This window comes from Pseudomonas sp. SDO52101_S400 (genome assembly GCF_054071635.1).
On sequence record NZ_JBSVWF010000063.1, the window covers coordinates 21,521 to 33,016 of the forward strand.

An 11,496-nucleotide genomic window follows, 5' to 3' on the forward strand; every position below is an offset into this window, starting at 1 on the left:
GGCTGACAAACCTCTACACCGCGGGCTGCCGGGGCCGGGTGTTTTTCCCTGTCTTGATTGGCTTTCTTGGAGCCCTCGCAGGCCTTTTGGTTCGCTCCGCTTGCCGGGGCGCACTCTAATGGCATCGCCCAAAGGCTTGAGGGAAGGTTAGCGACAGGATGTTGCGGATTTAAGTAAGCATGGCGGTCACAGCAAAAAAGAACCCGAGCCAGCGCGGAAAACGTGGATTATGCTCAGGCCTTTCATTTTGTGACTGGATGCTACACATGACCGATCTGTCCGCGTTCCCGATCACCCAGAAATGGCCGGCGCAGTACCCTGACTGGATTCAGCTCTATTCCCTGCCGACCCCCAACGGCGTCAAGGTCTCGATCATGCTCGAAGAGATCGGTCTGCCCTACGAGCCGCACCGCGTGGGCTTCGACACCAACGACCAGATGTCCCCGGAATTCCTGTCGCTGAACCCGAACAACAAGATCCCGGCGATCCTCGACCCCCACGGCCCGGAAGACAAACCGCTGCCGTTGTTCGAGTCCGGTGCGATCCTGATTTACCTGGCAGACAAAAGCGGTCAGTTGCTGGCCCAGGAAGGCGCGTTGCGCTACGAAACGATTCAGTGGCTGATGTTCCAGATGGGCGGCATCGGCCCGATGTTCGGCCAGCTCGGTTTCTTCAACAAATTCGCCGGCAAGGACTACGAAGACAAGCGTCCCCGTGATCGCTACGTCGACGAAAGCAAACGTCTGCTCAACGTCCTGAACACTCGCCTGGAAGGACGCGACTGGATCATGGGCGAGCGCTACACCATTGCCGACATCGCCACCTTCCCGTGGGTGCGCAACCTGATCGGTTTCTACGAGGCGGGCGATCTGGTCGGCATCAAGGACTTCCCGAATGTCACCCGGGTACTGGAGCGCTTTTTGGCGCGGCCGGCGGTGGTGCGCGGGCTGACGATTCCTCAATAAGGACGGTGCATGGATTCGTTCCATTTCAAGCAAGTCGATGTTTTCAGCCAGACTGCCCTGAAGGGCAACCCGCTGGCGGTGGTCTTTGATGCCGACTCCCTGAGCGATGAGCGCATGGCTGCCTTTGCCAACTGGACCAATCTGAGTGAAACCACCTTCATTCTTGAGCCGCAGGACCCTCGCGCCGACTATCGCGTGAGGATCTTCACGACACTGAGCGAACTGCCGTTTGCCGGGCATCCGACCCTGGGCACCTGCCACGCCTGGCTGCAAGCAGGCGGCGTGCCCAAGGGTGCGGAGATCATTCAGGAGTGTGGCGTCGGGCTGGTAAGAATAAGGCGCGAAGGCTCGGAACTCGCTTTTCTCGCGCCGCCGCTCCTGAGGTCGGGGCCGGTCGAGGCCGACGTCATGGAGCGGGTGCAGCGCGGACTGGGAATCACCCGTGATGAGATTGTCCGCGCGCAATGGGTGGACAACGGTGCGGGGTGGCTCGCGGTGATGATCAAGGATCGGCAACAGGTGCTGAACCTGCAACCGGATCATTCGCAGATGCAGGGCCTGGCGGTGGGCGTCATCGCAGCGTGGGATCCCGAGCGCGACGGTGACGATGCCCGGTTTGAGGTGCGTGCGTTTATTTCCGGAGATGGCATGCCCGAAGATCCGGCCACCGGAAGCCTGAATGCCGGGATTGCCCAATGGTTATTGGCCGAGGGCCTGGCGCCCGAGTCCTATACCGTCAGCCAGGGCTTGAGCATGGGCCGAGCGGGAAAGCTGCGGATAAACCGGCTCGGGAACGAGATCTGGATCGGCGGCTCCGTGGTCACGTGCATTGAGGGGCAATTGCGGCTTTGAAGATCAGAGTCGCCGGCGTAAGGGCCGGCGATTGTTGCGCACCCGGTAATGCACTGTTGATTGATCCAGGTTTGTACCCCGTCCCCCGCAAGGCATAAGCTTCGCCCCCTACGACTTTCGTCTCATCTGCCCGTTTTCAGGAAAGGCCCCATGTCCAGTCAGTTCCCCGAAGCACGTCCACGCCGTCTGCGCCGCAATGCGAGCCTGCGCAGCCTGTTCCAGGAAACCGAGTTTTCGCTCAACGATCTGGTGCTGCCGATCTTCGTCGAAGAAGAGATCGACGACTTCGTGCCGATCAAGAGCATGCCCGGCGTGATGCGCATTCCGGAGCGCAAACTGGCCAGCGAGATCGAGCGTTATGCCCGTGCCGGGATCAAGTCGGTGATGACTTTCGGCGTGTCCCATCACCTGGACGCCAACGGCAGCGACACCTGGCGCGAAAACGGGCTGGTGTCGCGCATGTCGCGGATCGCCAAGGACGCCGTGCCGGAAATGATCGTGATGTCCGACACCTGCTTCTGCGAGTACACCGACCACGGCCATTGTGGCGTGATGCACAACCATGAAGTCGACAACGACCAGACCCTGATTAACCTCGGCAAGCAAGCCGTGGCTGCTGCTCGTGCCGGCGCTGATGTGATCGCACCGTCGGCCGCGATGGACGGTCAGGTGCGGGCGATTCGCCGGGCGCTGGACGATGCCGGCTTCACGCAGATTCCGATCATGGCCTACTCGACCAAATTCGCCTCGGCGCTCTACGGCCCGTTCCGCGAGGCCGGAGGCAGTGCGCTGAAAGGTGATCGCAAAAGCTATCAGATGAACCCGATGAACCGCCGCGAAGCCTTGCGCGAATCGTTGCTCGACGAGCAGGAAGGCGCCGATGCGCTGATGGTCAAACCGGCCGGTGCGTACCTGGACATCATCCGCGACATCCGCGAAGCCTCGACTCTGCCGCTGGCGGCGTATCAGGTCAGCGGCGAGTACGCGATGATCAAGTTCGGCGCCCAGGCCGGGGCCATCGACGAAGATCGCGTGGTGCGCGAAAGCCTCGGCGCGATCAAGCGCGCAGGTGCGGATCTGATTTTCACCTACTTTGCGATGGATCTGGCACTGGCCGGGATCTGAGCCTTCAGGGGCAATTGAAAAACGGCCGGATCCCGTGGTCACGGAAATACCGTTCGATCACCTTCGGATCCGCGCTGTTATCGGCAATCGCCACGTAGGTGTCCGGGCGCAGCAAGTAAAAGCCGTTGCGTCCCAGTCCTGCCGTTTCAAACGCCGGGCGCCAGTCGAACACGTGCAGCGGCAAGTGGTGTTCATGACACCAGGCGATCATCTCGTCGCTGGTGTCGCCGTACACATGCACCTGCCAGCACGGTTGGCGCAACGGTTCGTAATTGTCCCCCTCGCCATCATGGGCCCACGGCAAACGGTCGCCGCCGTGGACATGCCCGGCCAAGCCTTCGCTCAGCGCCATGCCTCGATAGTTGATGGTGATTTGCGACACTGTGCGAAACAGGAATTCGCGACTGGTCTCGAAGGACGCCATTTTCGGGATCAGGAACGGTGCCAGTCGCGTGCGCAACAGATCGGCCATGCGACCTTCGGCGGTGACAAAACTGAAGACCTTGTCAGTGGTCGACACCAGCCGCCGGGCGAAGGCAATGCGTTCGGTTTCGTAGCTGTCGAGCAGCTTTGCCGTGGCGCCGCCGCTGAGTACCGCCGCGAGTTTCCACGCCAGGTTGATCGCATCGCCGATGCCGGTATTCATGCCTTGGCCACCGGCAGGGCTGTGCACGTGCGCCGCATCACCGAGCAGAAACGCCCGGCCCTTGCGAAAGTGATCCGCTACCCGATGATGCACGCGGTAGGTGGAGAACCAGTTGACGTCCTCGATGTGCACGTTCAAGTGCTCGATGGCGCGGCTGCTCACGTCTGAGAACTCCAGGGTTTCGGCGCGATCCGCTCGTTCGTCACGCACGGTGCCGATCAGCCGCGCCCGGCCTTCACCGGCCAGCGGGAAAACCGCCAGAAAGTCCGCTTCATCCAGGTCCAGATGCAATTCGCCGTTGAGCGCCGGGCCGCTGGCCTGCACGTCGGCGACGTAGAAAATCTGCTGATAGGTGCCGCCGGGGAAACCGGTGTCGAGGGTCTTGCGCACGACCGAGCGGGCGCCGTCACAACCGGCCAGGTAACAGGCCTGGCAGATCTCCTGTTCGCCATCCGGCAGACGTAAATGGGCGGTGAGGCCGTCGCCGTTTTCCGTGAAGCTTTCGAGGGTGGTATTGCGCTCGACGAACACGTCGTAGTCTTCGAGGCGGTCGATCAACAGCCGTTCGTGCTCGTCCTGCGGGTAGATTTCCAGGAAGGCATAAGGTGTCAGGCCTTCGCCGATGCGGTTGAGCGGCAGTTGTGCCACGGGTTTGCCCTTGACCCAGAAATTGGCCGCCGCCACCCGGTGACCGTTGCGCACTATCGCGTCGGCCAGGTCCAGTTGCCGGTACAGCTCAAGGGTGCGCGCCTGCACGGCCAGCGCCCGCGAAGTGGTGCCCGGCGCGGAGGTCTTGTCGATGATGCGCACGCGCACACCCAGTTTGCTCAGCCACAGGGCCAGTACCAGTCCGGTGGGGCCCGCGCCGATGATCAGAACGTCACTGCGGTTCATGGTCTGTCCTCCTCGCGTGCCCTTGAGGTGTGCAGCAGCAAGTATGGATCAGAAGGAGAGGTCGGCCAGTTCGTCTGCCGGACGGGGTGATGGAACAGCGTCGCAGGCCGGGAGTCCTATCCTGCAAGCCGGGATCAAGCGTAGGGTTAACCCGGCTCAACGGACTGGATGGAGCGTTATGCACACCCCTCGATTAATTCTCAGCCTCGCTGCGTTGCTGGTGTTGGCCGGTTGTGCCGGCCAACGCAGCCAGGAACCGGCCCAGCGTTCGCCGGCCGAGGTCAAGGCGCAGATCGTGCGTCTGCTGCCAGCGAAAGTCACTGACCGCCAAGGCTGGGCCACGGACATCTACACCGCGTTCGCCGCCCAGGGCATCAGCCCGACCACGCAAAACCTGTGTTCGGTGCTGGCCGTCGCCGAGCAGGAGTCCACCTTTCAGGTCGACCCGCCGGTGCCGGGCCTGGGCAAGATCGCCCGCGACGAGATCGACCGGCGCGCCGCCAAGGTACACATTCCGAGCTTGCTGGTCAGCGGCGCGTTGCAGGTGCGATCGCCCAGCGGCAAGACCTACAGCGAACGTTTGAGTGCGGCACGTACCGAGAAAGACCTGAGCGGTATTTTCGATGACTTCATCGGCATGGTGCCGATGGGACGCACGCTGTTTGGCGGCTTCAATCCGGTGCACACCGCAGGACCGATGCAGGTCAGCATCGAGTTCGCCGAACAGCACGCCAAGGGTTATCCGTACCCGGTGAGCGGCACGATTCGCCACGAAGTGTTCACACGTCGTGGCGGCATGTATTTCGGCATCGCCCATTTGTTGGGTTACCCGGTGAGTTATCGCGAGCCGCTGTACCGTTTTGCCGACTTCAATGCCGGGTGGTACGCCAGTCGTAATGCGGCGTTTCAGAATGCAGTCAGTCGCGCCTCGGGCGTTCCGCTGGCGCTGGATGGCGACCTGATTCGCTACGACTCGATCATGCCGGGCACGACCGAACTGGCGGTGCGCAGGCTCGGCAAGTCATTGGGCCTGCGCAATCCACAGATTCGCGATCAACTGGAGAAGGGCAACACGCTGGGTTTCGAGGAGACCAGGCTGTATCAACGGGTCTTCGAACTGGCGGACAAGGCAGAAGGCAAATCATTGCCCCGGGCCGTGCTGCCGGGGATTGTCCTGCAAAGCCCGAAGATCACCCGCAAACTGACCACTGCGTGGTTTGCCAAACGGGTCGATGAGCGCTATCGACGCTGCATGGCCAAGGATTGAAAGGGTGAAAATCGGCAATAAAAAACCCGGCTGAGGGCAGCCGGGTTTTTCTGGGTTGTAGCGATCACGCCATTCATTCAGGCAACGCGGCGATCAATCAGACGATCCGAGCCACCTTCGGCAACGCGGCGTTCTTGCAGACGATCAGAACCACCTTCAGCGACGCGGCGTTCCAGCAGACGATCCGAGCCACCTTCAGCGACGCGGCGTTCTTGCAGACGATCCGAACCACCTTCGGCAACGCGCTGTTCGATCAGACGATCCGAACCGCCTTCGGCGATCATGGTGTGAGCTGGTTTGGCTGCGAAAGCGTTGAAGGCCAGAACCGAAAGGGCAATGCTGAGGATGATTTGGCGTTTCATGATTGTGTGCTCCGGGGGTGTTGTTTGTTTGGTATGGAGCAGATGTTACGCCCGGGATTTTTTATGAGAACTTCATTGACGTGATGGTGAACATCGACGCCGATGATGGTTCCTCGCAACGGCCTCAGGTCAGCGTGATGATGCGATCATCGGTTGATGGCGGCGATATCCGTCGCGCCTTCTACACTGCAAGGCTGACGGAGCGTCGGCATTCAGAGGGGGGAAACATGTATCAACTTTACGGCCACAGGAACTCAGGGGCTGCGGCCATCGAGGCGGCGCTCGAACTGTGCCAGATCGCTTATCGCTTCATCGACATCGAAGCCAGCGCCGAAGCGGCGCCGGAACTGGCCAGGCTCAATCCGCTCAAGCAGATACCGACCCTGCAACTGCCCGATGGCAGTGCGCTCACTGAAAGCGCGGCGATCCTGATCCATCTCGGGTTGAGCTTTCCAAAGTCCGGTTTGCTGCCGACCAACGCCGCTGATCGTGATCAGGCGATTCGCGGGCTGGTGTACATCGTCAGCAATTGTTACGGGGCCATTGGTGTCATCGACTACCCCGAGCGCTGGCTGGTAATGCCGGACGAAGCGTCGCGGCAGAACCTTATGGCTGGCGCCCGAGAGCGGCTGCACTGGATGTGGGAGGTGTTCGCCGACCAGTTTTCCGCCGAGCTGTACCTGGACGATGAGACACCGGGAGCGCTGGATGTGCTGGCGGCAGTGGTGACGCGCTGGGCCGGTACTCGCGAACACCTGCGCCAGGCCCGGCCGGGGTTTTATGCGTGGCTGCAGCGCATCGACCGGCACCCGGTGCTGGCGCCGGTCTTTGCGCGACATTGGCCTGCTTGAGACTTCGGCCGATCACTCCCCGCGAATGTACTGCTCCAGCTGTTTGATCAGCTCGGCCTGTTCGGCAATCGCTTCCTTGACCAGGTCGCCGATCGACAACAGGCCCAGCAGTTTGCCGTTCTCCACTACCGGCAAGTGGCGCAGGCGTTTGTCGGACATGATGCTCAGGCAGGTGTCGACGGTCTGGTGGGTGTCCACCGTAATCACGTTCGCCACCATGATGTCGCGCACTGGCGTGCCGACCGATGAGCGCCCGTGGAGCACCAGTTTGCGCGCGTAATCGCGTTCGCTGATGATGCCCACCACTTTTTCATCCTCCACCACGAGCAAGGCGCCGACGTTTTTCTCGGCCATCTTCATCAGCGCTTCGAGCACCATGTGATCGGGCTTGATCTGGTGCACTTCCTGATTTTTCTGATCTTTGAGCTTGAGCAGCTGGGCGACGGTTTTCATGGCGGTTACTCAGGTGTTGTCGTTGTTCTCCAAGCATCGTAGACCGTGGCGCACAGAGCAAGGCCGCAAAACGGCAGATAACACGCAAAAAACGTCATTTGGCGTTTTTTTTCATTGCGAGGCCTTTGCCACCGCTTGCTGCAATGCCGCGTAGAATGCCTTTCTGAATCAATTCTTGAGGTCGCAGTGGTGGATTTACAGCAGGGCTTCGTCCTGACCCGGCATTGGCGCGATACCCCGGCCGGCACCGAAGTCGAGTTCTGGCTGGCGACCGACGCCGGGCCGCGCCGTGTGCGCCTGCCGCATCAGCCGTCGGTGGCGTTTATCCCGGCGGCGCAGCGCGAACAGGCCGAGCGTGTGCTGGCGGATGAAAAGAATGTCGAACTGCGCCCCTTGGCCCTGCAGGATTTCGAACATCGCCCGGTGCTCGGGCTGTATTGCCAGCAACACGGTCAGTTGATGCGCCTGGAAACCACGCTTAACCGTCACAGTGTCGATGTCTTCGAAGCCGATGTGCGACCGCCCGAACGCTACCTGATGGAGCGTTTCATCACCGCCCCGGTGTGGTTCAGCGGTACGCCCGATGCCGACGGTGTACTGCTCGACGCCCACCTCAAGCCGTCGCCAGACTATCGCCCGACATTGCGCCTGGTCTCGCTGGACATCGAAACCACCGAGCAGGGCGAACTGTATTCCATCGCGCTGGAAGGCTGCGGCGAGCGGCAGGTGTACATGCTTGGCGCGCCGAACGGCGATGACAGCATCGTCGATTTCGACCTCGAGTACTGCGAATCGCGCACCTTGATCCTGAAGAAACTCAACGACTGGTTCGCCCGCCACGACCCAGACGCAATCATTGGCTGGAACCTGGTGCAGTTCGATCTGCGCATCCTCCATGAACACGCCCGGCGCCTCGGCGTGCCGCTCAAGCTCGGGCGCGGCGGTGAGGAAATGCAGTGGCGCGAACACGGCAGCCGCACTCATTACTTCGCGGCAGCGGCAGGAAGGCTGATCATCGACGGCATCGAATCCCTGCGTTCGGCGACCTGGAGCTTCCCCTCGTTCAGCCTGGAGAACGTCGCCCAGACGTTGCTCGGCGAGGGCAAGTCCATCGACAACCCGTACCAGCGCATGGACGAGATCAACCGCATGTTCGCCGAAGACAAACCGGCGCTGGCCAAGTACAACCTCAAGGACTGCGAACTGGTCACGCGGATCTTCGCCAAGACCGAGCTGCTGAAGTTTTTGCTGGAACGGGCCAGCGTCACCGGCCTGCCGGCGGATCGCAGCGGCGGTTCGGTGGCGGCGTTCACCCATTTGTACATGCCGTTGATGCACCGTCAGGGCTTTGTGGCGCCGAACCTTGGCACCAATCCTCCGCAGGCCAGCCCCGGCGGGTTTGTCATGGACTCGCAACCGGGACTGTACGAGTCGGTGCTGGTGCTCGACTACAAGAGCCTTTATCCGTCGATCATTCGCACATTCCTGATTGACCCGGTGGGGTTGATCGAAGGCTTGCGGCATCCTGACGACAGCGACTCGGTGCCGGGTTTTCGCGGCGCTCGTTTCTCTCGCACCCGGCATTGCCTGCCGTCCATCGTCGCCCGGGTCGCCGAGGGCCGTGAGACCGCCAAGCGCGAGCACAACGCGCCGCTGTCCCAGGCGCTGAAGATCATCATGAACGCGTTCTACGGCGTCCTCGGTTCCAGCGGTTGCCGTTTTTTCGATACGCGGCTGGCCTCGTCGATCACCTTGCGCGGCCACGAAATCATGCTGCGCACCCGGCAGTTGATCGAGGCTCAGGGGCATGCGGTGATTTATGGCGACACCGACTCGACCTTCGTCTGGCTGCGTCGCCCCCACGGTCAGGAGGAAGCGGCGACCATCGGCCGGGCGCTGGTGCAGCATGTCAACGATTGGTGGCGTGAGCACGTGCGTGAGCAGTACGGGCTGCAAAGCGCCCTCGAATTGCAGTTCGAAACCCACTACAAACGCTTCCTGATGCCGACCATTCGTGGCGCGGAGGAGGGCAGCAAAAAGCGCTACGCCGGCCTGGTGACCCGCGCCGACGGCAGCGAGGAAATGGTCTACAAAGGCCTGGAAACCGTGCGCACCGACTGGTCGCTGCTGGCCCGGCAATTTCAGCAGGAGCTGTACGAGCGGATCTTCCAGCGCAAGCCGTATCAGGATTACGTGCGCGAGTACGTGCGCAAGACCCTGGCCGGCGAGTTCGACGAGCGACTGGTCTACCGCAAGCGTCTGCGTCGCACCCTCGATGATTACGAACGCAACGTGCCGCCCCACGTGCGCGCCGCACGGCTGGCCGACGACTACAACGCGCAGCACGGTCGCCCGCGGCAATACCAGAACGGCGGCTGGATCAGCTATGTCATCACCCTGGCCGGCCCCGAGCCGCTGGAAGTACGCCGCGCGGCCATCGACTACGACCACTACATCACCCGCCAGCTGCAACCGGTGGCGGACGCGATCCTGCCGTTTGTCGACGACGATTTCTCAACCCTGATCGGGGGGCAACTGGGCCTGTTTTGAGTCCAGCAGTTGCAAGGTCCATTCGTCCTGAATGCCGTGGAAATAACGCTCCAGCGCTTGATGCCAGAGGCTGCTTTCGTCAGCGAATTGGGCAAACAGGGTCATCGAAGAGTGGAATTTCAGGTCGTCCGGGTGGCCGAAAATCTCGGCAATCGAACGCTGCGGCACGTTCAGCACAAGCTGCGCGCACGTGCGCAGCCGGGCGCCGAGCAGCTCATGGGCCAGATAAGCCTTGGCTTCCCCGGCCGAGCCGATGGCGAAGCGCCGGGACATCTCGCTGCCCCCGAGCCCGGCGAACTGCGGAAACACAAACCACATCCAGTGGCTGCGCTTGCGGCCCTCGCCGAGCTCGCGCTGAACCCGTTCGAACACCGGGTCCTGGGCGAGCACGAAACGTTGCAGATTGAATGGATCGTCCTGATCAGTGCTTCTCATGGCGAAGCCCTCTGTCAGTTCGGCGGTGGCTCAGACCATGGCCAGCCGCTGCTTGCGTTGTGGCGCGTGAAACGCCTGGTCCAGCGCCGCCAGATCCCCGGCATCGAGCTGTAGCTGCGCCGCTTGTGCATTGAGCTGCACATGTTCCGGACGCACTGCCTTGGGAATCGCAATCGCCCCATCCTGACGCAGAATCCACGCCAGCGAAACCTGTGCCGGGGTCACGCCGTGACGAGCGGCAATCTGTTTCAGTACCGGCTCGGCAAGCATCGCGCCGCCCTGGCCGATCGGGCAATACGCCATCAACGGCATGCGCTGCTGTTGGCACCACGGCAGCAGGTCGAATTCGATGCCGCGCTCTTCTAGGTTGTACAGCACCTGATTGGTCGCGCAGGCCGAATTCGACAGTTCCTCAAGGTCATCGACGTCGAAGTTCGACACGCCCCAGCGGCCGATTTTGCCGTCCTCGCGCAGACGCTCGAAGGCCTCGACGGTTTCTTCCAGCGGATACTGGCCGCGCCAGTGCAGCAGATAGAGGTCGATGTAATCGGTGTCGAGCCGGCGCAGGCTGCGCTCGCAAGCCTGGGGGATGCCTTTGCGGCTGGCGTTGTGCGGGTAGACCTTGCTGACCAGGAAAACCTGATCACGCAGGCCGGCAATGGCTTCGCCGACCACGCTTTCGGCACCACCCTCGGCATACATTTCGGCGGTGTCGATCAGGCTCATGCCCAGCTCGATACCGCTGCGCAGGGCCGCCACTTCACGCTGGTGCGCCGAGCGGTCTTCGCCCATGCGCCAGGTGCCTTGGCCAATTACCGGAACCTGCACGCCAGCCAATTCGAGGGTACGCATTCAAACCTCCTATCTGAAAACGGTCGATACCTTTAAGTGGGCAGCAGGATAGCCCATGGGTTCCAAATGCAGTTGAGGCGTTTATTGCGAAGCTCTGTTGTTCCGATGCATTGAGAGGGCGTTTCCGTAGTGCGCAAGAAGTTGCGCAGTTGTCCGTCATAAAACTCCACTCAAAATCGCTACAGGCCCTGCCGATCAAGGCCTCCAGCCAAGTGCGCAAGAAGTTGCACAGTACTGCGCAACT

The 11,496-nt window shown here is 61.6% G+C and carries 10 protein-coding genes and 1 pseudogene; 6 read left to right on the top strand and 5 right to left on the bottom strand.

Going from position 1 to position 11,496, the window contains the following annotated elements:
- The first annotated feature begins 266 nt into the window (after positions 1-266).
- The 3 genes from ACW9HX_RS24715 to hemB all read left to right on the top strand — a co-directional run bounded on the left by ACW9HX_RS24715 (position 267) and on the right by hemB (position 2,942).
- Positions 267-965: a glutathione S-transferase family protein gene (locus ACW9HX_RS24715; protein WP_457382590.1), complete on the top strand. Its 699-nt coding sequence runs from the start codon at positions 267-269 to the stop codon at positions 963-965.
- Positions 966-974: 9 nt separating this feature from the next.
- A complete protein-coding gene (locus tag ACW9HX_RS24720) occupies positions 975-1,817 on the top strand; it encodes a PhzF family phenazine biosynthesis protein (protein ID WP_457382591.1) in 843 nt (280 codons plus the stop codon).
- Positions 1,818-1,967: 150 nt separating this feature from the next.
- The gene (hemB, locus tag ACW9HX_RS24725) at positions 1,968-2,942 is read left to right on the top strand and encodes a porphobilinogen synthase (RefSeq protein WP_367254011.1); all 975 of its coding nucleotides are present in this window, start codon (positions 1,968-1,970) and stop codon (positions 2,940-2,942) included.
- 4 nt (positions 2,943-2,946) lie between these two features.
- Here the strand turns inward: hemB and ACW9HX_RS24730 are convergent, their stop codons facing one another.
- On the bottom strand, positions 2,947-4,482 hold the full coding sequence (locus ACW9HX_RS24730) for an FAD-dependent oxidoreductase (protein ID WP_457382592.1): 1,536 nt from the start codon (positions 4,480-4,482) through the stop codon (positions 2,947-2,949).
- Between the two features lie 178 nt (positions 4,483-4,660).
- Here ACW9HX_RS24730 and ACW9HX_RS24735 point away from each other — a divergent pair, with 178 nt between their 5' ends.
- The gene (locus tag ACW9HX_RS24735) at positions 4,661-5,749 is read left to right on the top strand and encodes a DUF1615 domain-containing protein (RefSeq protein WP_457382593.1); all 1,089 of its coding nucleotides are present in this window, start codon (positions 4,661-4,663) and stop codon (positions 5,747-5,749) included.
- Positions 5,750-5,829: 80 nt separating this feature from the next.
- Here ACW9HX_RS24735 and ACW9HX_RS24740 read toward each other — a convergent pair.
- A pseudogene (locus ACW9HX_RS24740) lies at positions 5,830-6,111 on the bottom strand (phage infection protein); the annotation flags it as partial.
- Positions 6,112-6,338: 227 nt separating this feature from the next.
- On the opposite strand from ACW9HX_RS24740, the gene ACW9HX_RS24745 reads away from it, so the two are divergent.
- The gene (locus ACW9HX_RS24745) at positions 6,339-6,962 is read left to right on the top strand and encodes a glutathione S-transferase (protein WP_457382594.1); all 624 of its coding nucleotides are present in this window, start codon (positions 6,339-6,341) and stop codon (positions 6,960-6,962) included.
- 12 nt (positions 6,963-6,974) lie between these two features.
- Here the strand turns inward: ACW9HX_RS24745 and ACW9HX_RS24750 are convergent, their stop codons facing one another.
- Entirely contained in the window at positions 6,975-7,415 is a 441-nt protein-coding gene (locus ACW9HX_RS24750) for a CBS domain-containing protein (protein ID WP_085712511.1), read from the bottom strand.
- A 189-nt stretch (positions 7,416-7,604) separates the two neighbouring features.
- Here ACW9HX_RS24750 and ACW9HX_RS24755 point away from each other — a divergent pair, with 189 nt between their 5' ends.
- Entirely contained in the window at positions 7,605-9,965 is a 2,361-nt protein-coding gene (locus ACW9HX_RS24755; RefSeq protein ID WP_457382595.1) for a DNA polymerase II, read from the top strand.
- On the opposite strand, the gene ACW9HX_RS24760 is transcribed toward ACW9HX_RS24755, so the two are convergent.
- Entirely contained in the window at positions 9,930-10,400 is a 471-nt protein-coding gene (locus tag ACW9HX_RS24760; RefSeq protein ID WP_457382596.1) for a DUF1810 domain-containing protein, read from the bottom strand. The two genes, ACW9HX_RS24755 and ACW9HX_RS24760, sit on opposite strands and share 36 nt — an antisense overlap.
- 30 nt (positions 10,401-10,430) lie before the next feature.
- Positions 10,431-11,252 carry an aldo/keto reductase gene (locus ACW9HX_RS24765; RefSeq protein WP_457382597.1) on the bottom strand — a complete coding sequence of 274 codons (822 nt, stop codon included), beginning with the start codon at positions 11,250-11,252 and terminating at the stop codon, positions 10,431-10,433.
- Positions 11,253-11,496 lie beyond the last annotated feature (244 nt).